The organism is Streptomyces sp. NPDC052079, from assembly GCF_040680275.1.
Taxonomy (GTDB): Bacteria; Actinomycetota; Actinomycetes; order Streptomycetales; family Streptomycetaceae; genus Streptomyces.
This window is the reverse complement of the sequence record NZ_JBFAWL010000012.1, coordinates 107,148-128,830: the sequence shown is the minus strand read 5'-3', so window position 1 is coordinate 128,830 and position 21,683 is coordinate 107,148. Positions and strand designations below refer to the sequence as shown.

At 71.2% G+C, this 21,683-nt stretch carries 16 protein-coding genes and 1 pseudogene; 12 read left to right on the top strand and 5 right to left on the bottom strand.

What is annotated here, in order from left to right:
- Positions 1-25 precede the first annotated feature (25 nt).
- Positions 26-1,246 carry a hypothetical protein gene (locus tag AB0L56_RS19380; RefSeq protein ID WP_365424788.1) on the bottom strand — a complete coding sequence of 407 codons (1,221 nt, stop codon included), beginning with the start codon at positions 1,244-1,246 and terminating at the stop codon, positions 26-28.
- 363 nt (positions 1,247-1,609) lie between these two features.
- Between AB0L56_RS19380 and AB0L56_RS19375 the strand changes: the two genes are divergently transcribed.
- From AB0L56_RS19375 to AB0L56_RS19360, 4 genes are all read left to right on the top strand, one after another.
- On the top strand, positions 1,610-2,746 hold the full coding sequence (locus AB0L56_RS19375; protein WP_365424786.1) for an aminotransferase class III-fold pyridoxal phosphate-dependent enzyme: 1,137 nt from the start codon (positions 1,610-1,612) through the stop codon (positions 2,744-2,746).
- A gap of 63 nt (positions 2,747-2,809) precedes the next feature.
- Positions 2,810-4,852: an IucA/IucC family protein gene (locus tag AB0L56_RS19370; protein ID WP_365424784.1), complete on the top strand. Its 2,043-nt coding sequence runs from the start codon at positions 2,810-2,812 to the stop codon at positions 4,850-4,852.
- Entirely contained in the window at positions 4,747-5,418 is a 672-nt protein-coding gene (locus AB0L56_RS19365; RefSeq protein WP_365424842.1) for a GNAT family N-acetyltransferase, read from the top strand. The genes AB0L56_RS19370 and AB0L56_RS19365 overlap by 106 nt, the downstream gene beginning before the upstream one ends.
- Before the next feature lie 181 nt (positions 5,419-5,599).
- Positions 5,600-7,588, top strand: a complete 1,989-nt coding sequence (locus tag AB0L56_RS19360) for an ATP-dependent DNA helicase (protein WP_365424782.1) — start codon at positions 5,600-5,602, stop codon at positions 7,586-7,588.
- A gap of 416 nt (positions 7,589-8,004) precedes the next feature.
- Here the strand turns inward: AB0L56_RS19360 and lexA are convergent, their stop codons facing one another.
- A complete protein-coding gene (lexA, locus tag AB0L56_RS19355) occupies positions 8,005-8,784 on the bottom strand; it encodes a transcriptional repressor LexA (protein ID WP_361025974.1) in 780 nt (259 codons plus the stop codon).
- A gap of 531 nt (positions 8,785-9,315) precedes the next feature.
- Here lexA and nrdR point away from each other — a divergent pair.
- Together nrdR and AB0L56_RS19345 are read left to right on the top strand one after the other, a co-directional pair.
- The gene (gene nrdR, locus AB0L56_RS19350; RefSeq protein ID WP_365424780.1) at positions 9,316-9,894 is read left to right on the top strand and encodes a transcriptional regulator NrdR; all 579 of its coding nucleotides are present in this window, start codon (positions 9,316-9,318) and stop codon (positions 9,892-9,894) included.
- A 165-nt stretch (positions 9,895-10,059) separates the two neighbouring features.
- The gene (locus AB0L56_RS19345) at positions 10,060-12,954 is read left to right on the top strand and encodes a vitamin B12-dependent ribonucleotide reductase (protein WP_365424778.1); all 2,895 of its coding nucleotides are present in this window, start codon (positions 10,060-10,062) and stop codon (positions 12,952-12,954) included.
- Positions 12,955-13,055: 101 nt separating this feature from the next.
- On the opposite strand, the gene AB0L56_RS19340 is transcribed toward AB0L56_RS19345, so the two are convergent.
- Entirely contained in the window at positions 13,056-13,589 is a 534-nt protein-coding gene (locus tag AB0L56_RS19340; RefSeq protein WP_361026490.1) for a TerD family protein, read from the bottom strand.
- 159 nt (positions 13,590-13,748) lie between these two features.
- Between AB0L56_RS19340 and AB0L56_RS19335 the strand changes: the two genes are divergently transcribed.
- The 6 genes and pseudogenes from AB0L56_RS19335 to AB0L56_RS19310 all read left to right on the top strand — a co-directional run bounded on the left by AB0L56_RS19335 (position 13,749) and on the right by AB0L56_RS19310 (position 18,366).
- On the top strand, positions 13,749-14,354 hold the full coding sequence (locus AB0L56_RS19335; RefSeq protein WP_361025983.1) for a YdbC family protein: 606 nt from the start codon (positions 13,749-13,751) through the stop codon (positions 14,352-14,354).
- A 113-nt stretch (positions 14,355-14,467) separates the two neighbouring features.
- Complete coding sequence (locus tag AB0L56_RS19330; protein ID WP_361025986.1) at positions 14,468-15,127, top strand: histidine phosphatase family protein; 660 nt, start codon at positions 14,468-14,470, stop codon at positions 15,125-15,127.
- Between the two features lie 31 nt (positions 15,128-15,158).
- Positions 15,159-16,079 (top strand): ADP-ribosylglycohydrolase family protein, encoded by a 921-nt coding sequence (locus AB0L56_RS19325; protein WP_365424775.1) that lies wholly within the window; start codon positions 15,159-15,161, stop codon positions 16,077-16,079.
- A 380-nt stretch (positions 16,080-16,459) separates the two neighbouring features.
- Positions 16,460-16,879: pseudogene (locus tag AB0L56_RS19320) on the top strand (TetR-like C-terminal domain-containing protein); the annotation flags it as partial.
- An 88-nt stretch (positions 16,880-16,967) separates the two neighbouring features.
- Positions 16,968-17,669 carry a ribonuclease HII gene (locus tag AB0L56_RS19315; RefSeq protein ID WP_365424773.1) on the top strand — a complete coding sequence of 234 codons (702 nt, stop codon included), beginning with the start codon at positions 16,968-16,970 and terminating at the stop codon, positions 17,667-17,669.
- Positions 17,670-17,736: 67 nt separating this feature from the next.
- Complete coding sequence (locus AB0L56_RS19310) at positions 17,737-18,366, top strand: hypothetical protein (protein ID WP_365424771.1); 630 nt, start codon at positions 17,737-17,739, stop codon at positions 18,364-18,366.
- A 241-nt stretch (positions 18,367-18,607) separates the two neighbouring features.
- Here the strand turns inward: AB0L56_RS19310 and AB0L56_RS19305 are convergent, their stop codons facing one another.
- Both AB0L56_RS19305 and AB0L56_RS19300 read right to left on the bottom strand, forming a co-directional pair.
- A complete protein-coding gene (locus AB0L56_RS19305) occupies positions 18,608-19,222 on the bottom strand; it encodes a hypothetical protein (protein WP_361025998.1) in 615 nt (204 codons plus the stop codon).
- A gap of 212 nt (positions 19,223-19,434) precedes the next feature.
- Positions 19,435-21,600, bottom strand: a complete 2,166-nt coding sequence (locus AB0L56_RS19300) for a RecQ family ATP-dependent DNA helicase (protein ID WP_365424768.1) — start codon at positions 21,598-21,600, stop codon at positions 19,435-19,437.
- Positions 21,601-21,683 lie beyond the last annotated feature (83 nt).

The window sequence follows — 21,683 nt, the reverse complement described above, 5'->3', positions numbered from 1 at the left end:
CGGCGCCCCCGGACCGGGCGAGCGGTCACCGCCCGGCGAACTTATCGCTGACCGCGTCGTACACGCCCTTGGCCTCGTCACCCAGCCGCGGGCCGGCCAGCCAGCCCGACGTCACCGGGCCGATGGAGGTGTTCGACACCAGCGCGGGCTTGCCGTCCGCACCCTTCGCGACCCAGCCGCCACCGGACGAACCCGCCGTCATGCTGCAGCCGATGCGGTACATCGTCGGGTCGGAGGCGCTGATCGACAGCCGGCCGGGCTTGTCCGCGCAGCGGTACAGCGTCTGACCGTCGTACGGCGGAGCGGCCGGGTAACCGGTCGCGGTCATCTCCTGCATCTTCGGCACGGCGGGGGCGTCGAAGTCCACCGGAAGTGCCGAACCGACGGTCTCCTCCAGCGACTTGCCGCCGCCGCCCTTCTCCGGCGTCACATGCAGGACCGCGAAGTCGTACGAGGCGCCGTCACCGCCCGTGGCGCCGCCCTGCTCGATCCACTGGTCCGAGGTCTGCACCCAGTCGCCCCACCAGACACCGTGCGGAGCGATCTCCTCCTTGGGGGCGCTCTCGAGCTCCTTCGCCGACTTGCCCGAGTCGTTGTACGACGGCACGAACGCGATGTTGCGGTACCAGCCGCCCTTCTTGCCGGCGTGCACGCAGTGGCCCGCCGTCCACACCAGGTTGGACTTGCCCGGGTTGGCCGGGTCCTGCACCACGGTCGCCGAGCAGACCATCGTCCCCTCGGGGGAGTCGAAGAAGACCTTGCCGGCCTCTGGAGCGTTGGCCTGGTACGACGGCGGGACGGCCTGCGCCTGCACCGGCTCCGGAGTGGGGTCGGTCACGCCCTGGTCACCGGAGATGTCGCTCTCGTCGACGCCCTGGTCCGGTTCCTCGGCGTCCCGCATGCGGTCCGGGTCCCACAGGCCCTCGATGATCGGGTTGACGTAGTCCTGGGCCTCGCGCAGCCAGTCGTCCTTGTCCCAGTTCTTCCAGGCGCCGTTCTTCCACTTGTCGATATCGATCCCGTGCTCCTTGAGCCGGTCCCTGATGTCGTCCGGGATCTTGAGCTTGCCGTCGTCGGCGGCGGCGGTCGCGGAGCTGTCGGCGCTCGCGTTGGTGTCACCCGAGTCGCAGGCGGTGGCGGTGAGGGCGAGCGCGGAGGCGAGGGCGACGGAGGCCAGAACGGGGGAGGTTCTGCGCCGTCCCCTCCTCCCTCGACGGGTGGTGGACGACGGCCGTATGGATCGCATGATCTGACTCCCCCTGAAATGAACGAACGTGGCGCTGCGGCCGTCATCACACCCGGAAACATGGGGAGTTCACGGGAGCCCCGACGGCCTTCGGGAACGGCGCACACACTATGCGCTCGCTGTGGGGGACGTCCGACGGAACGGCAACGGTTCGGCTACAAGCCACCTGACCAGGACAATCGTCCGGAGATCAGCCGATTTGAGGCCGCCGACGGCGCGTGAGCCGCCGGCCGTGCGCCCGCCGGTCCCGAAGCACCCGTAACCCCGTCGGCGGCCCGGGGTTGGTAGCGGTGGGGGGTCGCAGGCCGCGCGCGGTTCCCCCTGCCCGTGGTGCGGCGCGAGCACGGTGGAGGAACAAGAACGGTGGCGGAGCCGACGTATGAGGGGCCGGAGGCCGTGACCCTGCCGATCGTCCCCGTGAGAGCGCGGGGGATGACCATCGAGGGCGCGGACGGCCGCCGTTACCTCGACTGCCTGTCCGGCGCGGGCACCCTCGCCCTGGGCCACAACCACCCCGTGGTGCTCGAGGCGATGCGCCGGATCATCGACTCGGGCGCACCGCTCGATGTCTCCGACGCGGCGACTCCGGTGCGGGACGCCTTCGTCACCGAACTGTTCCTGACCCTGCCTCCCGGGCTGGCCGACCGTGCGCAGGTGCGCTTCTGCGGACCGGGCGCCGGCGACCCCATGGCGACCGCGCTGTGCGCCGTGCGAGCGGCGACTGGTCGCGTCGACGTCCTGGAACTCACCGACGCCCTCTTCTGGAGCGGTGGGGAGTGCGTGGTCGGCGGACCGCCCTTGGAGCCCGACTCCGGCTCGCCACGCGCGCCGCGTCCCACGGTCGCCGACGAGACCCTGACGGGGCTCGGGCGCACCGGCGCCTTCTGGGCCACGGAGCACTCCGGCATCACACCCGACGCGATGGTGCTGTCCGCGTCCGCCGGGGGCGGTCTCCCGCTGGCCGTCGTGGTCCACCGGGACGACGTCGACGTGCGCGACGGCCCGCGCGCCCACGCGGGCAACCAACTCGCCCTGGCGGCGGGCACCGCGACGCTCGCCCACGTGCGGGAGAACCGCCTCGCCGACCACGCGGCCGCACTGGGCACCCGCATGCTGTCCCGGCTCCGGACGCTCGCCGAGGAGCTCACCTGCGTCCGGGAGGTGCGGGGGCGGGGACTGCTGATCGGGATCGAACTGACGGACCCGGAGCGGGAGTACGACGACGGCCCGGAGCCGACGCCTGCAGAGGACGACACCCGGCCCTCCCGGCCCCGGCCGACCGTGTCGGGGCTTCCGGCCGCAGTCCGGCGCGAGTGCCTGCGGCGCGGTCTGATCGTCGGCCTCGGCGGTCCCCACGCGCGCGTCGTACGGCTGCTGCCCCCGCTGACGATCACGGACGAACAGGCCACCGCCGTACTTGACCGGCTCGCCGACGCACTCCACGCGGCGGCTCACCGGGAGTCTCCCGCTGTGCGCGGCGGTCCCCTCCGGGCTGGCTGAGACACGAGCCATGTCCCCCGGACCGCTCCGGCCCACCCCGCACCCCCCCCACGAGGACCCGCCATGCACACGACCCCCGCACCGGCCGACCGCGCGAGCTCCGCGGTTCCCTACCAGGAGAGGAAGCCGCCCGGCGCCGGGCGGCCCGCAGACACCGGCGTCCCCGCCCCGGACCGCTCCGGCCCACCCCCGCACCCGCCCACGAGGACCCGCCATGCACACGACGCATCGGCCGACCGCGCGAGTCCAGCGGTTCCGCACCAGGAGACGAAGCCGCCCGGCGCCGGGCGGCCCGCAGACACCGGCGTCCCCGCCCCGGACCAGCCCGATCCGCTCACAACGGCTCAGGCCGCGGCCGTCGACAATCTCCTGCGCTGCTGGGTACGTGAAACGCGCCTCCCCGCGCCGGACGGCGGCACCCTGCGCATCGCCCTGCCCGCCAGCGGCACCGTCCTGCTCGTCCCCGTCCGCTACTGGTCCCCGACGGGCATGCACCGATTCGGGCCCCCGTGCCTGGCCGGGGCCCCGGAAGCCGCCCCACCGGTCGACGCCGTCCTGCTGGCCGCCCTTCTCGCGCGAGAGAACACCGCCGGGGTTTCGACAGGTACGGAGGTCGCGCCGGACGGAGACGGTGTACGCCTCGCCCCGGCGCCTCCGCCGGCCGGGGCCTGCACCGACCTCGTCTCGCGTGTCGCCGACTCCGTCCGGCGGGTCGCCGCCTTCGTCGCCGAGCGGCGGAAGAACCCGGCCGACCACCCGGACCTCTTCCTCGCCGCGGAGCAGGCCCTCGTCCTCGGGCACCCGCTGCACCCGGACCCGAAGAGCCGCGAGGGCCTGACCGACGCCGAGGGTGAGCACTACTCACCCGAGCTGCGCGGCTCCTTCCCGCTGCACTGGATCGCGGTCGCCCCCTCCCTGCTCGCCGCCGACTCCGCTTGGACCGAACGCGGACGCCCCGTCACCGCGCCCTGCCTCACCGCCCGGCTGGCCGGCCCCGGACTGCTCCTGCCCGACGGATACGCGGCCCTCCCCGTGCACCCCTGGCAACTGCGCCACGTCCGCCACCGCCGGGCGACCGCGGCCCTGCTGGACGCCGGACTCCTCCGCGACCTCGGCAGCCACGGTGCGCCCTGGCACCCCACCTCCTCCGTGCGCACCGTCCACCGCACCGGCGCACCGGCCATGCTCAAGCTGTCGCTGGCCCTGCGCATCACCAACTCCCGACGGGAGAACCTCCGCAAGGAACTCCACCGGGGCGTGGAGGTGCACCGTCTGCTGCGCACTGGACTGTCCCAGCAGTGGCGCGCCGCGCACCCCGGCTTCGACATCGTCCGCGACCCCGCGTGGATCGCCGTGAACGCACCGGACGGTGACCCCGTACCCGGACTCGACGCCGTGATCCGGCACAACCCGTTCCGGCCGCAGGACGACGTCGTCTGCGTCGCCGGACTCGTCTCGCCGCGGCCCCGTCCGGGCGGCGGCGCCATGAGATCCCGGCTGGCCGAGATCCTGACCCGCCTCGCCGCCCGTACGGGACGGCCGCCGGGTGCCGTCGCCGCCGAGTGGTTCCTGCGCTACCTCGAGCACGTGGTGCGGCCCGTGCTGTGGCTGGACGGAACGGCCGGCATCGCACTGGAGGCGCACCAGCAGAACACCCTGCTCCTGATGGACGCCGACGGATGGCCGGCGGGCGCCCGCCACCGGGACAACCAGGGCTACTACTTCCGGGCGTCGCGCCGCGCGGAACTCGATGCCCGGCTCCCCGGCATCGGCGAGCACAGCGACACCTTCGTCCCCGACGAGGTCACCGACGAACGCTTCGCCTACTACCTGGGCATCAACAACGTCCTAGGACTCATTGGCGCCCTGGGCTCCCAGGGCCTCGCCGACGAACGGCTGTTGCTCGCGGCCTTCCGCCGCTTCCTCACCGAGGTCTGCGTCGGCCCCGCCCGGACACACAGCACACTGCCCGCCCTCCTGCTCGACTCGCCCGTGCTGTGCTGCAAGGCCAATCTGCTGACCCGGCTGCACGGCCTCGACGAACTCGCCGGCCCGGTCGACACCCAGTCCGTCTACGTCACCATCGCCAACCCGCTGCACTCATGACCCCCGGCGACATCGCCGGCTGGGGCCCGGCCGGCACTCCCGCGGGCCTGTTCCGGCTCGTCCCCGTCCAGGTGGAACGCGATCTGCCCCTGCTCGCACGGTGGATGAACGACCCTGCCGTCGCCGCCTTCTGGGAGCTCTCGGGGCCCCCGGCCCGCACGGCGGACCATGTGCGCGCCCAGCTCACCGGCGACGGCCGCAGCGTGCCGTGCCTCGGCGTCCTGGACGGTACGCCGATGAGCTACTGGGAGATCTACCGCGCGGACCTGGATCCGCTGGCCCGCCACTACCCGGCCCGGCCGTACGACACCGGCCTGCACGTCCTCATCGGCGCCCCGGGCGACCGGGGGCGGGGTCTCGGGGGCCTCCTGCTGAGAACGGTCGCCGACCTGGCCCTCGACCACCGGCCCGCCTCCTCACGGGTCGTCGCGGAACCCGACCTGCGCAACACCGCCTCCGTCAGCGCGTTCCTGAAGGCGGGCTTCCGCTTCTTCGCCGAGGCGGATCTGCCCACCAAGCGGGCCGCCCTGATGATCCGGGACCGCTCCTTGCGCCGGCTGCTGTAGTGCCGGGTGCCTTCTCACCTGCGCGGCGCCGTGTCACCTGCGCGGCGCCCTCTCACCTGCCCGGCGCCGTCTTACCCGCGTTCCCGCCTCGCCCTCGACCCAGGAGACCCGTCTTGATCGCATCCCCGGCTCCCGCCGTGATCGCACGAATGTCAGTGCAGGGTCGTAGGGTGGTCGCGCTATGACGAAGCCCTCACTCCCCGAACTCCTGCATGCTGCCGTCGCTGCCGTCGGCGGCACGGAGCGCCCCGGCCAGGTGACCATGGCCGAAGCCGTCGCGGAGGCGATCGACGACGGCTCCCATCTGCTGGTCCAGGCCGGCACCGGCACCGGAAAGTCCCTGGGCTACCTGGTGCCCGCGCTCGCGCACGGTGAGCGGGTGGTGGTGGCGACGGCGACCCTGGCCCTGCAGCGCCAGCTCGTCGAGCGGGACCTGCCGCGCACGGTGGAGTCGCTCCATCCGCTGCTGCGCCGCCGCCCGGAGTTCGCGATGCTCAAGGGCCGCTCGAACTACCTGTGCCTGCACCGGCTCCACGAGGGCATGCCGCAGGACGAGGAGGAGGGCCTCTTCGACCAGTTCGAGGCGGCCGCACCCACCAGCAAGCTGGGCCAGGACCTGCTGCGGCTGCGCGACTGGTCGGACGAGACGGAGACCGGTGACCGGGACGATCTGACGCCGGGTGTGTCCGACCGGGCCTGGTCCCAGGTGTCGGTGTCGTCGAGGGAGTGCCTGGGCGCCACGAAGTGCGCCTACGGCGCGGAGTGCTTCGCCGAGAACGCCCGTGAGCGCGCCAAGCTGGCCGACGTGGTCGTCACCAACCACGCGCTGCTGGCGATCGATGCCATCGAGGGTGCCCCGGTGCTCCCGCAGCACGAGGTGCTGATCGTCGACGAGGCCCATGAGCTGGTCTCCCGGGTCACCGGAGTCGCCACCGGGGAGCTCACCCCAGGACAGGTCAACCGCGCGGTGCGACGCGCCGCGAAGCTGGTGAACGAGAAGGCCGCGGACCAGCTCCAGACCGCCGCGGAAGGCTTTGAGCGGCTGATGGAGCTGGCCCTCCCGGGCCGGCTGGAGGAGATCCCCGAGGACCTCGGCTACGCCCTCATGGCGCTGCGCGACGCCTGCCGTACCGTCATCTCCGCGATCGGCGGCACCCGCGACAAGTCCGTCCAGGACGAGGACGCGGTCCGCAAGCAGGCGCTGGCCTCCGTGGAGAGCATCCACGACGTGGCGGAGCGGATCACGAACGGCTCCGAATGGGACGTCGTGTGGTACGAGCGCCACGACCGCTTCGGCGCCTCCTTGCGTGTCGCTCCCATGTCGGTCTCCGGCCTGCTGCGCGAGAAGCTCTTCACCGACCGCTCCGTCGTGCTGACGTCCGCCACGCTGAAGCTGGGCGGGGACTTCAACGGCGTGGGCGCGTCGCTGGGACTCGGCGCCGAGGGGACCGAGGGGGACGACCTCCCGCAGTGGAAGGGCGTGGACGTCGGCTCGCCGTTCGACTACCCCAAGCAGGGCATCCTCTACGTGGCGAAGCATCTGGCGCGCCCCGCCCGTGACGGCGAGCGCGCGGACATGCTGGATGAGCTCACCGAGCTGATCCAGGCGGCCGGTGGGCGCACCCTGGGCCTGTTCTCCTCGATGCGGGCCGCGCAGCTCGCCGCCGAGGAACTGCGGTCCCGCATTCCCGAGTTCCCGATCCTTCTCCAGGGCGAGGAGACCCTCGGCGAGCTGATCAAGAACTTCGCAGCAGACCCGAGGACCTGCCTCTTCGGCACGCTGTCGCTCTGGCAGGGCGTCGATGTACCGGGTCCGAGCTGCCAGCTGGTGGTCATGGACAAGATTCCCTTCCCGCGCCCGGACGACCCCCTGATGAGCGCGCGGCAGAAGGCCGTGGAGGAGGCCGGCGGCAACGGCTTCATGGCGGTCGCCGCCACCCACGCCGCGCTGCTGATGGCGCAGGGCGCCGGACGTCTGGTCCGCGCCTCCGGCGACCGGGGTGTGGTGGCCGTACTGGACCAGCGACTGGCCACCGCGCGCTACGGCAGCTATCTGAAGGCTTCGCTGCCCGACTTCTGGTACACGACGGACCGCAACCAGGTCCGGAAGTCGCTGGCCGCAATCGACGCGGCGGCGAAGCACACGGAGGCTGAGGCACAGACCCAGTGAGACGGTGACGCGCTGCGTGCGGCGGCTACTAACCGTTCCGCTCGTCCGTCACCGTTCCCGCGGACGCTGTGGGCGCCAGCCCCCCGCCGCTGTGGGCAGTCGTTCCGCAGGGCGGAACGGGTGGGCACAGCGGAACCCCGCCGGGCCGAGGCACAGGCCCACTGAGACGGGCCCGTGGACGCTGTGGGCACCCGCCCCGCCGCTGTGGGCAGTCGTTCCGCCGGGCGGAACGGGTGGGCACAGCGGAACCGCGCCGGGCGCCCACAGCGTTCCGCTCATAGGAACCCCGTCACCGACGGTCCCGGCGCAGAGGTGGGCCCAGGGGTCCGGACAGCACAGGACCCCGGAACCGGCGCAGGGGTCCCGGGGTCCGGTCAGGGGCGGGGCGGCGGGTCGGGGCCGGCCCCAGTCCGTGCTCAGACGCGGCGCAGAACGGCCACCACCTTGCCGAGAATCGTCGCGTCGTCGCCGGGGATCGGCTCATAGGCCGCGTTGTGCGGGAGCAGCCACACATGGCCGTCCTCCCGCTTGAAGCGCTTGACGGTCGCCTCCCCGTCGAGCATCGCCGCCACGATGTCGCCGTTCTCGGCGACCGGCTGGCGGCGGACCGTGACCCAGTCGCCGTCGCAGATCGCGGCCTCGATCATGGAGTCACCCACGACCTTGAGCACGAACAGTTCACCGTCGCCGACGAGCTGCCGGGGCAGGGGGAAGACGTCCTCGACGGACTCCTCGGCCAGGATCGGACCACCGGCGGCGATACGGCCGACCAGCGGCACGTAGGACGCGGCCGGCTTCCCGGCGGTGTCCGTGGGCTGTACCGCGGCGGCCTGATCGGAGCCGCGCACCTCGTACGCCCGCGGGCGGTGCGGGTCCCGGCGCAGGAAGCCCTTGCGCTCGAGGGCCATGAGCTGGTGTGCCACCGAGGAGGTGCTGGAGAGGCCGACCGCCTGGCCGATCTCGCGCATCGACGGCGGGTAACCCCGTCGCTGCACGGAGTCCCTGATGACCTCGATCACCCGGCGCTGGCGGTCGGTGAGTCCGGAGCTGTCCGCCCGGATGCCGGGAGGTCGGCCCGGCAGGGAGCGCTTGGGCCCCTCGGGATTCGTGGCTTCGTTCATCGCATGCACCGGCTCGACCCGGCCCGGGGAGCGGTCCTGGGCAGTGATGGCGGCACTGTCTGCGGTGGTGGTCACGTCGGCCCCTCTCGATGGTCTCCCTGCAGCACAACGGTAGATGCTTTCGAAAGGTTGCGCCAAACACACGTTCGAGTGAAAAATCGCGAATTGCCTTACGCAATCTCCCACCGGCGTGTATTGGTCGCCACGCTTCCTGCCGGTCAAACGGGCCGCTTGTTGTACTCTCACCGCCGAGGCGACGGCCTCCCCGGTGCGGCGGCCCCCAGTCTGCCATCGGCAGCCTCCCGCCGCGGGGAGCGGGCCCGCTCTCTTCGGGAGCCGCACGTCCTCTCCTCCCCGCGGACACGACATCTCCTCGTCGCACGGCCTCCCGGCCCTGTGCGTGCGCCCGGTGTACGCGCGACACGCGTGCAGGGCATGAATGTATGAGCCAATCCCCACATCTAGTGGTTGGATTGCAGTTGCAGCCCAGAAGTTGTGGTCCCCCGGGTCCGAGCGCCCTCCACGATCGCCTATGCTGGTGCTGCTTCGTGAGGCCCCTGAGGTCACCGGGGCCATTGAGTCTGCTGTGAGGAGGGTTGGGAGTTCATGCACTGCCCCTTCTGCAGGCACCCCGACAGCCGTGTCGTCGACAGCCGTACGACCGACGACGGCACGTCGATCCGCAGGCGCCGCCAGTGTCCGGACTGCTCCCGTCGTTTCACGACCGTGGAGACGTGTTCGCTCATGGTGGTCAAGCGGTCCGGAGTCACCGAACCCTTCAGCCGCACCAAGATCATCAATGGTGTGCGCAAGGCCTGTCAGGGGCGGCCCGTCACCGAGGACGCCCTCGCCCAGCTCGGCCAGCGGGTCGAGGAGGCGGTGCGGGCCACCGGAAGCGCCGAGCTGACCACCCATGACGTGGGGCTGGCCATACTCGGCCCGCTGCAGGAGCTCGACCTCGTCGCCTACCTGCGATTCGCGTCCGTCTACCGGGCGTTCGACTCGCTCGAGGACTTCGAGGCCGCGATCGCTGAACTCCGGCGGGCGGAGCGGCCCGCCGCCGACGACGGGGACGGCGACGGGGATGACGGGGGCGGCGACGGAGCCGTCCCGTGGAGCCAGGAAGACGACAGCGGGTCCGCAGGGACCGAACAGGTTCCACAACCCGCTCCCGCCGCCGGCTGACCGGCGGTCCGGCCCCGGACACCAGGTACGGGGTCCGGCCGGGCGGCGGCGATGAGAAGACCTGTTGCGGGCAGATGAGTGGGTGCCCGCAGCATCAGACAGAACACCGTGCCACGGGGAACAATCGGGGCACTTCTGGGCGTTTTCGCCCTACAGGGAGGCGGCATGACAGAGACGGCGAGCGGTCCGGCACGGAGTTCCCGAGCCAAGAGCAACAAGGCCGGCAAGGGACTGCGTGTCGAGCGCATCCACACCACCCCTGGGGTCCACCCGTACGACGAGGTGGCCTGGGAGCGCCGTGACGTCGTCATGACCAACTGGCGCGACGGCTCGGTCAACTTCGAGCAGCGCGGCGTCGAGTTCCCGGACTTCTGGTCGGTGAACGCGGTCAACATCGTCACCAGCAAGTACTTCCGGGGCGCCGTCGGCACCCCGCAGCGCGAGGTGAGCCTCAAGCAGCTCATCGACCGCATCGTGAAGACGTACCGGAAGGCCGGAGAGGACCACAAGTACTTCGCCTCGCCCGCCGACGCCGAGATCTTCGAGCACGAGTTGGCGTACGCCCTCCTGCACCAGATCTTCAGCTTCAACAGCCCCGTGTGGTTCAACGTGGGCACGCCGCAGCCGCAGCAGGTCTCCGCCTGCTTCATCCTGTCCGTCGACGACTCCATGGAGTCGATCCTCGACTGGTACAAGGAAGAGGGCATGATCTTCAAGGGCGGCTCCGGGGCCGGCTTGAACCTCTCCCGGATCCGCTCCTCCAAGGAGCTGCTCTCCTCCGGCGGCAACGCCTCCGGCCCGGTCTCCTTCATGCGCGGGGCCGACGCCTCCGCCGGCACGATCAAGTCCGGTGGCGCCACCCGCCGCGCCGCCAAGATGGTCGTCCTGGACGTGGACCACCCGGACATCGAGGACTTCGTCGAGACCAAGGTCAAGGAGGAGGAGAAGATCCGCGTCCTGCGCGACGCGGGCTTCGACATGGACCTGGGCGGCGACGACATCGCCTCCGTCCAGTACCAGAACGCCAACAACTCGGTCCGTGTGAACGACGAGTTCATGGAGGCGGTCGAGAAGGGCGGCAAGTTCGGCCTGCGCGCCCGGATGACCGGCGAGGTCATCGAGGAGGTCGACGCCAAGGCACTCTTCCGCAAGATCGCCGAGGCCGCCTGGGCCTGCGCCGACCCGGGCATCCAGTACGACGGCGTCATCAACAACTGGCACACCTGCCCCGAGTCCGGCCGGATCACCGCGTCGAACCCGTGCAGCGAGTACATGCACCTGGACAACACGTCCTGCAACCTGGCCTCGCTCAACCTGATGAAGTTCCTCAAGGACGACGGCCAGGGCAACCAGTCCTTCGAGACCGAGCGCTTCCAGAAGGTCGTCGAGCTGGTCATCACCGCGATGGACATCTCGATCTGCTTCGCCGACTTCCCGACCCAGAAGATCGGTGAGAACACCCGCGCCTTCCGTCAGCTCGGCATCGGCTACGCCAACCTCGGCGCCCTGCTGATGGCGACCGGTCACGCATACGACTCCGACGGCGGCCGCGCCCTCGCCGGCGCGATCACCTCCCTGATGACGGGCACCGCGTACCGCCGCTCCGCCGAACTCGCCTCGATCGTCGGCCCGTACGAGGGCTACGCCCGCAACGCCGACGCCCACAAGCGCGTCATGCAGCAGCACGCCGACGCCAACGCCACCGCCGTGCGCATGGACGACCTGGACACCCCGGTGTGGGCCGCCGCCACCGAGGCCTGGCAGGACGTCGTCCGCCTCGGCGAGAAGAACGGCTTCCGCAACTCCCAGGCCTCCGTCCTCGCCCCGACCGGCACCATCGGTCTGGCGATGTCCTGCGACACCACCGGTGTCGAGCCCGACCTGGCGCTGGTGAAGTTCAAGAAGCTCGTCGGCGGCGGCTCGATGCAGATCGTCAACGGCACCGTCCCGCAGGCCCTGCGCCGCCTGGGCTACCAGGAGGAGCAGATCGAGGCGATCGTCGCCCACATCGCCGACCACGGCAATGTGATCGACGCCCCCGGTCTCAAGCAGGAGCACTACGAGGTGTTCGACTGCGCCATGGGCGAGCGCGCCATCTCCCCGATGGGCCACGTCCGCATGATGGCCGCGATCCAGCCCTGGATCTCCGGCGCCATCTCCAAGACGGTCAACATGCCGGAGACGGCGACCGTCGAGGAGGTCGAGGAGATCTACTTCGAGGCCTGGAAGCTGGGCGTGAAGGCGCTCGCCATCTACCGCGACAACTGCAAGGTCGGCCAGCCGCTCTCCGCCAAGAAGAAGGAGGAGGAGAAGGCCGAGATCACCGAGAAGGCCGAGGAGACGATCCGCGCCGCGGTCGAGAAGGTGGTCGAGTACCGCCCGGTCCGCAAGCGTCTCCCGAAGGGCCGTCCCGGTATCACCACCTCCTTCACCGTCGGCGGCGCCGAGGGCTACATGACCGCCAACTCCTACCCGGACGACGGTCTCGGCGAAGTCTTCCTGAAGATGTCCAAGCAGGGCTCGACCCTCGCGGGCATGATGGACGCCTTCTCCATCGCCGTCTCGGTGGGCCTTCAGTACGGCGTTCCGCTGGAGACGTACGTCTCGAAGTTCACCAACATGCGCTTCGAGCCGGCCGGTATGACGGACGACCCGGACGTGCGGATGGCGCAGTCGATCGTCGACTACATCTTCCGCCGCCTGGCGCTGGACTTCCTGCCCTTCGAGACGCGCTCCGCGCTCGGCATCCACTCCGCCGAGGAGCGCCAGCGTCACCTGGAGACCGGGTCGTACGAGCCTTCCGACGACGAGCTCGACGTCGAGGGCCTGGCACAGTCGGCGCCGCGCGCCCAGGAGTTGAAGGCGGTCGCCACGCCGAAGACCGAGGCCGAGGCGGCCAAGCCCGCCCCGAAGCAGGCGCACACCAGCGCGGAACTGGTCGAGATGCAGCTCGGCATCCAGGCCGACGCCCCGCTGTGCTTCTCCTGCGGCACGAAGATGCAGCGGGCCGGCTCCTGCTACATCTGCGAGGGCTGCGGCTCAACCAGCGGCTGCAGCTGACGTCAACCGGTCGGTAGCCCGCACGCGTAACCGACCAGCAGTGAAAGAAAAGGGGGCCGGCCACCGGCCGGTCCCCTTCGCCGTGCGGGCCGGGCGGGGTGTCAGGTCCGGCGTGAGGCTCCCATCATGCGGGAGAAGTCCGCCGGGTCGCCGTCGAAGCCCTGGACGCCGGGATGGAACTCCCAGGGGCCCGACCCGTCCCGGACGAACTCCGCGACCGTCGCCGCCATGGCCCCCAGGACACCGCCGAAGTCGTCCTCGGCCAGGACGGTGTACCCCTCGCGGATGCGCAGACCCGGGTTCCCCACCCCGGAGAACGTCCGCCGTGCCTGGTGCTGCTGTATGACCACGCCAACGACCACGCGCGCGTACCGCTCGTCGAGCCGGTCCAGCTCCAGCGTCATGACCTCGTCGTAGCCGAAGCCCTTGCCGTCCTGGCTGTCCCGGTTCAGCGTGATGGTGCCGTCGGGGGAGCGGCTGTCGAAGTGCACCACGTAGGCGGGATCCCCGTGCGGGTCGCTCGCCGGGTAGGGCGCGGCGACCAGATCCAGGTCGGTCGAGGGCTCTCCCGACGGACTCGGATCCCACCTCAGCGCGATCTCGACCTTCCCGAAGCCCTTGTTGAGGCCATTCACCCAGTCTTCCCCTTCCTCGTGACCGTCCTGCCCCGCTCACCCCAACTGCCGGACGTTCCCAGCAGGTTGTCCATCCTGCCACGGACCGGGTGGCGGACACCGGTAAGCAGTCCCTCCGAGCGTGACCGAGGCCACGCTCGCGGGCCTTACGATGGCGCGGTGCTGGTCAAGTGGATTCGCTGCACCGTGGTGGACCGCCGCGGGTTCGAGCGGGGGCAGCGGAAATGGGCGGGGCTTCTGGGGGAGCCGGGGTTTCGCGGGCAGGGCGGGGGATGGAGCCGGGGGCGGTCGGATGTGGCGCACATCTTCTCCTTCTGGGAGAGCCGCGCCTTCTACGACTCCTTCATGGCGCGCTCCCACGACCGGCTCGCCTCGTCCCAGTCGGGCACCTTCAAGAACGCCCAGGTCAGACTCTTCGACCACCGCTTCGACGTGAAGACCGGATTCGAGCCGCGCTTCACCGACGCCGACCTGCTCAGGGTCGCCCTGTGCCGGGTCCACGAGGAGCGGGCGGAGCATTTCGTACTGATGCAGGAGAAGGTCTGGAACCCGGCGATGGCCGGGTCGCCCGGCATGGTCCGGGGACTCTTCGGCGAGGCGCCGGGCAACGAGTTCCTGGTGCTGTCCATGTGGCGCTCGGCCGCCGAGCACGGCAAGTACCGCACCGAACGGGTGGAGCGGCTCGCCCTGCGGGCGCAGACGGAGGCGGACGTCGCGGCCCTGGCGGGGGACATCGTCGACATGGAAGCCGCCTGGACGGTCTGACGGCCGGCCCTGAGCGTGCACACTGTGTGGTGCGCGATGTCGGCTGTGTGATGTACGCCGTACGGGGACGGCACGAGTGCCCGTTCGGGGCTCACCCGATCTAGGGTCTTGGCATGGCACGACCACGGCGCATCGTCCTTGTCCGGCACGGCGAATCAACGGGCAATGTTGATGACTCCGTATATGAGCGCGAACCCGACCACGCCCTGGCCCTGACCGAGCGGGGCAGACGGCAGGCCGCGGAGACGGGTGAACGGCTGCGGAAGCTGTTCGGCGACGAGCGGGTCAGCGTCTATGTCTCCCCGTACCGCCGGACGCACCAGACGCTGAGCGCCTTCGAGCTCGATCCGGGGCGGATACGCGTGCGCGAGGAGCCCAGGCTGCGCGAGCAGGACTGGGGGAACTGGCAGGACCGCGAGGATGTGCGCCTGCAGAAGGCCTACCGGGACGCGTACGGCCACTTCTTCTACCGCTTCGCCCAGGGCGAGTCCGGTGCCGACGTCTACGACCGGGTCGGCGGCTTCCTGGAGAGCCTGTTCCGCAGCTTCGAGGCCCCCGACCATCCGCCGAACGTCCTCATCGTCACCCACGGTCTGGCCATGCGGCTGTTCTGCATGCGGTGGTTCCACTGGACCGTGGCGGAGTTCGAATCCCTGTCCAACCCCGGGAACGCCGAGATGCGCATGCTCGTTCTGGGGGAGAACGGCAAGTACACCCTCGACCGGCCATTCGAACGCTGGCGGGAGCCGGAGCCGTACGGGATCACCGGATAGGCAGAAAGTCACCGGATACAGTGGCAGGGCGATGACCGCTGATTCCTCTCCATCTTCCTCTTCCGCCGGGCGCCTGGAGCGCGCCCTGGCCGCCCTGCGCGGACTGTCCGTGGGTGACGCGCTCGGCTCCCAGTTCTTCGTGCCGGCGAACTACCCCCTGCTCCAGCGCCGCGAGCTGCCTCCAGGCCCGTGGCAGTGGACCGACGACACCGAGATGGCGTGTTCCGTCGTCGCCGTGCTCGCCGCACACCAACGGATCGATCAGGACGCCCTCGCCCGGTCCTTCGCCGTGCATCACGACTTCGACCGGGGTTACGGCCCCGCGGTCAACCGGCTGCTGCGGCTGGTCCGGGAGGGCGGGGACTGGCGCCAGCTGGCCGCCGCCCTCTTCGACGGCCAGGGGTCGTGGGGCAACGGCGCCGCCATGCGGGTCGCCCCGCTCGGCGCCTGGTATGCCGACGACCCGGAACAGGCCACCCACCAGGCCGAGGTCTCCTCCTACCCCACGCATCAGCATCGTGAGGCCGTGGTCGGCGCCATGGCCGTCGCCGCGGCCGCCGCGTTCGCCGGGGCCCCGGACGGCCCGCCGGGCGCGGAGGGCCTCCTCGACGGAGTCATCGCGCTGGTGCCCGGGAGGAGCGCGGTCGGCGCGGGGCTGCGCCGGGCCCGGGACATGCTCGACTACGGCGACGCGACGACCGTCGCGGCCGTTCTCGGCTGCGGCCGGCGTACGACGGCGCATGACACCGTGCCGTTCGCGCTTTGGTCGGCGGCCCGGGCCCTGGGCGACTACGAGCGGGCCTTCTGGACGACCGCGCAGGTGGGCGGTGACGTCGACACGACCTGTGCGATCGTGGGCGGCGTGGTCGCCGCCGGCAAGGCGGGTGCGCCGCCCGCCGAGTGGGTCGACCGGGTCGAGCCGTTGCCCGACTGGGTGCCCACCTCGGTCTGAGGCGGGCCGGCCGACGTTTCGGAACTCTCCGTACGCTTTGGGAACTCTCCGTGACCGGGCGTTCGTTGTCGGGACATCCACTGTGTGAGGCATGAGGCCTGACACATACAGGTGTCACCTGCGGGTGCCGGCGGATCGAAGGAGAGGGGCGGTGGCGTGATCATGCATGTGCTGTTCGTCGTGCTGATTGTCCTGCGTGCCGTGGTGCCGCGTTTCGCGGGCAGGCCCGGCGTTCTCCGGCCGACTCCCGTGAGGCCGGCGGGCGGAGCGCCGCCGGGCCGCACCCATGGCGTCACCGGTTCACCCATGCCCGGTCCTGCCGTGCCCGACAGGGCCTCCAGATCGCTCTTGCGGACCCGGACAGCGAACCACGCGGTGGCATGGAGGGCGTCGCCGCGGGCGCCCAGACCGGGAAGGCCGCCGTCTACCGGCGTCGGCCGTCCAAGGAGATCTTGTCGCGGACGCCCTGCGGTCCGGGCTGCCGGACTTCGGCTCGGTTCCGGATCGTGACGGCTCGCGCTGCGTTCGGTGATCACGAATGTGACACCCTCCAGGCCTAGCGCTTCCATGCGGTCATCTTCGAAGGGGTCGTGGAATCGACCCTCAAGATGCTCCGCGAGGCGATCGAGCGCGGAATCAAGCGGGGAGAGGTACGCCCCGACGCGGCGAACAGCTATGTTTTCGACGCCATCCCGGCGATGATGATGTACCGCTCGAAAATGTGCGGCAGCGAATGGACGGACGTCGATCCGCACGAAATGATCGACGAGTTGATGGTCCCCTTGCTGCGGCGGAGCGCAGCTGAGCCGGGGTACCGACCGGACGCCGGTGCCACTGGGGGGACCGGGGTGTCGCGGGCGGTCCCGGGCGGCGTACGCTAAGGGCGCCATGCCGTACGAACCGCCTACTCACACCGTCGAGCGCTCACTCCGCGCCACGACCGGAGCGAAGATCGTTGCAGGTGTCGACGAGGTGGGACGCGGCGCGTGGGCCGGCCCCGTCACCGTCTGCGCGGCGGTCACCGGACTGCGTCGGCCCCCGCCGGGGCTGACCGACTCCAAGCTCCTCACCGTCAAGCGGCGCACCGAACTCGCCGAGACGCTGCGGACCTGGGTGACGTCATACGCCCTGGGACACGCGTCCCATGATGAGATCGACGACCTGGGGATGACCGCCGCGCTCCGGCTGGCGGCGGTGCGCGCACTGGACGCCCTCCCGGTGCGGCCCGACGCGGTGATCCTGGACGGCAAGCACAACTATCTCGGGGCGCCCTGGCAGGTCCGCACGGTCATCAAGGGTGACCAGTCGTGCGTGGCGGTCGCGGCGGCCTCGGTGATCGCCAAGGTTCAGCGCGACAAAATGATGGCCGAACTGGGCGTCGACCATGCAGACTTCTGTTTCGCGGACAACGCCGGGTATCCGTCGCCCGTGCACAAGGCCGCACTGGAGGTTCGGGGGCCCACTCCGTACCACCGGTTGTCGTGGGCGTATCTTGATGCGCTGCCCCAGTGGCGGCACCTCAAGAAGGTCCGCAGCTGGACGGACGGGGCCATTCCGGAGATCGAGGGTCAACTCGGCTTCGACTTCTGACGGACCCCCCGTACTCATGTGCCACCCGGCGGCGCGTGTCGTACCAACGTTTGATAAAAATCAGCTCATGCCTCTCCTTCCCGAGGAGCCTCAGATTCACGAGAGTGCCCAGGGTCCCCGCGCCACGCCGGCCAGCGGCCGCACCGCGCCGACCCCCCGCCCCGTACCCGGTCCCCGCCCCGCGGCTCCGTCGCGTCCCGGTCGTCCCGGCCCGCCGCGGCCCGCGCCGCCGGTGCAGCGTGCGCCGCGCGATGTGGCTCCCGCGGCCGAGCCCGCTCCCGCGGACCGGCCCGCACGCGCTGCGGCCACCCCGCAGATCCAGTTGATCCCTGCCTCGGCCCAGGGGGCGCTCGACGCCGCCGAAGAGGCCGTGGACCTGCTGCTGGACTCGGGCCGCGCCCCCGGCGACGTGCTGGTGATCACCACCGGTGAGTCGCACCCGTGGGCCACCCACGAACTGTCCTTCGGCGAAGCCTCCTACTGGGCCCAGCACGACGCCGGTGACGACGTCTTCTACACGGACGCCCAGGTGGCGAGCCGTGCCGGAGCGCGGCCCGTCGTGGTGGTCGCCGTCAACGGCGGGCCGGAGTCCGCAGCCGCCTCCGCCCTGTCGGTGGCTCACGCCCGGGCCGGCGCCCTGCTGATCGTCTGCGGAGACCCGCAGCGGATCAACTCGGTGCTGGGCACGGCTGCCTGAGTCGGCGCCACGGCGTCCGGCCGGGCCCTGGGGGAGACGCGAACACCGCGGTCGCCTCGTTGGCGAGGCCGGCGTCCGGCGTGTCCGGAACCGGATGGGCCGATGTGTGGGGCTGCGTGTGCTGCCTTCGTCCCCGCCGGGTCGGTCCACCGCGCGGAGGTGCCGTGCTCCGTACCCCGGCGCGGGCGGTGAGGGCGGTGCGGTCCCGGAGGTCCGGCGTCCGGATGCGTCCCCCGCTGTGTCAGCGTGCCGCCGCGCGGCGGAGCACCTCAGACGCCGCACCGCCGGTGCGCGGTATCCGCGGCGGTGCCGCGGACATGGCGAACGGCTCCGGCGCCGAGCCGGCGCTGGGATGACGCCCGCCGCGCCCCTCGCCCAGGACCTGCCAGCCGTCCCGGGTCAGCGTGATGTACGCGCCGCAACGCAGCCCGTGCAGGGTGCAGGCGTCCCGCAGCCCCCACATCCACGCGCCGTCCTCCTCCGTCCAACGGGCGTCGCCGTCCCGGCAGTAGAGCAGCACGGCGGTGCGCACAGGTGTGCGGCGCCGCAGGTCGTGCGGAATGACCCGGCGCAGCTGGGCCAGCAGCACGTTGCGGAACATCCAGCCGTCCGCGGAGGCGGCCCGCCGGGTGAACGACGCGCTCGCGCGCAGACGTTCGTCCGGATCGAGCACGGCGACGACCGCGGTCGCCGGGCCGGGATGATGCCGGGCGTGCAGCCCGCTGACGACCTCGCGCGGACTGCGCAGCAGCGGGATTCCCGCGGCGGCCCACTCCGCGGGCTCGAGCACACGAGTGGCGGAAGCGGCGGACGTCGACAGCGATGCCGCCGAGGACGGAGCGAATCCGAAGGTCACGGTCCTCCCTTCGGCTACGCCCGGACTGCGGGCGGGTCGGATTCGGGGGAGCGCGCACGCAACAGAGCCCTACCTGATCGGCGGGCGAGCCGTGCGGGTGCGGACTTCAATTCTTCCTGTCGAACTTGGATGCGGCAACGAGCAATTGGGGCAGCGGACCGGTATCGGGTGTTCCATGACTAATATCCCCACCCAGCGAGTGGGACGAACCGTCAGCCCTGTACGGCCAGCACCAGAGGCAGCACACCCTGTGCACCGGACCGCCGCAGCAGACGCGCCGCGACCGCCAGAGTCCAGCCCGTCTCCGTGAAGTCGTCCACCAGAAGGACCGGGCCCTGCGCCTGCGCGAGCGCGGCGGCGAGGTCGGCGGGCACGGTGAGCGCCCCGTCGAGCGCCTTGAGGCGCTGGGCGCTGTTGCTCCGTGAGGCGGGGTGCGCCTCGGCCGTGTAGGCCAGCGACCCCAGCAGCGGCAGCCGGCCGACCTCCGCGATCCGTGCTCCCAGCGAGTGGATCAGCCGGGGCCGGGTGCGGGAGGCGAGGGTGACCACACCCACCGGCCGGGCCCCGGCGTCCGCCGGCCCCGAAGCCCACCCGCCGGGGCCCTTGGCCCAGTCGGCCAGCACACCCACCACGGCCTTGGCGATGTCGTCCGGCACCGGACCGTCCGGCGCCTGCGGCGCGAACATCGGACGCAGCCGGTTTCCCCAGCCGATGTCCGACAGACGCCCCAGCGCCCTGCCCTGCGCCGCCTGTTCCCCGGCCGGGATACGGCCCTTGAGGTCCATGCCGATCGCCGAGAGGCCGGTGGGCCACATCCGCCGGGGCTCGACCTCCACCCCCGCCCGGCCGAGATCGTCGCGGGCCGCCTCCAGCGCGGCAGCGGAGGCCTGGGCGGTGTACCGCGCGCCCGCGCAGTTGTCGCAGCGGCCGCAGGGCTTGGCGCCCTCGTCGTCCAACTGGCGCTGCAGGAACTCCATCCGGCAGTCTGTGCTCGCCGCGTACTCACGCATCGCCTGCTGTTCGGCCTTGCGCTGGCGCGCCACCCACGCGTAACGCTCGGTGTCGTACGTCCACGGCTGCCCCGTCGCGATCCAGCCGCCCTTGACCCGCTTCACCGCCCCGTCCACGTCCAGGACCTTGAGCATGGTCTCCAGCCGGGAACGGCGCAGTTCCACCAGCGGCTCGAGGGCCGGCAGCGACTTGGGCCGGTCCGCGTGCGCCAGGACGTCGAGCGTGCGGCGCACCAGATCCTCGGAGGGGAAGGCGAGCGACGCGAAGTACTCCCAGATCGCCTCGTCCTCCTTCCCCGGCAGAAGCAGCACTTCGGCGTGCCGGACACCGCGCCCGGCGCGGCCGACCTGCTGGTAGTAGGAGATGGGGGAGGGCGGGGAGCCGAGATGCACCACGAAGCCCAGGTCGGGCTTGTCGAAACCCATACCCAGAGCGGAGGTGGCGACCAGGGCCTTCACCTTGTTCGCGAGCAGGTCCTCCTCGGCCTGCTGCCGGTCGGCGTTCTCCGTCCTGCCGGTGTACGAGGCGACGGTGTGCCCGCGCTGCCTCAGGAAGGCGGTGACCTCCTCGGCGGCGGCCACGGTCAGTGTGTAGATGATCCCCGAGCCGGGGAGCTCGTCCAGATGGTCGGCGAGCCAGGCCATCCGGTGCGCGGCGTCGGGCAGACGCAGCACGCTCAGACTCAGACTCTCCCGGTCCAGCGGCCCGCGCAGCACCAGCGCGTCCGACGAGCCTCCCGTGCCGAGCTGTTCCGCGACGTCGGCGGTGACGCGGGCGTTGGCGGTGGCGGTGGTGGCGAGCACCGGCACGCCGTCCGGCAGGTCGGTGAGCATGGTGCGCAGCCGTCGGTAGTCCGGGCGGAAGTCGTGGCCCCAGTCGGAGATGCAGTGCGCCTCGTCGACTACGAGCAGTCCGGTCGCGGCGGAGAGCCTGGGCAGGATCTGGTCACGGAAGTCCGGGTTGTTCAGCCGCTCCGGACTCACCAGCAGCACATCCACGTCGCCTGCGGCGATCTCGTCCTGAATGGCGTCCCATTCCTCGGTGTTGGAGGAATTGATCGTCCGGGCGTGGATGCCGGCTCTGGCCGCCGACTCCACCTGGTTGCGCATCAAGGCCAGAAGTGGGGAGACGATCACGGTGGGGCCGCTGCCCTGCGCCCGCAGCAGTGCCGTGGCCACGAAGTAGACGGCGGACTTGCCCCAGCCCGTGCGCTGGACGACCAGCGCACGGCGCTTGTCGGCGACGAGTGCCTCGATCGCGCGCCACTGGTCCTCACGCAGCCGTGCCTCGCCCGGGACGTCCCCGACGAGACGGGCGAGGACCGCGTCGGCGGCCGTCCGGAGATCCGTGTTGCTCGTGTGCTCCATGGGTCCCATACAACAGCACGGGCGGGCGGCATGGGCCGCCCAGGGGCGGGTGACATGTCCCTGATCTGACTTATCCACAGGCA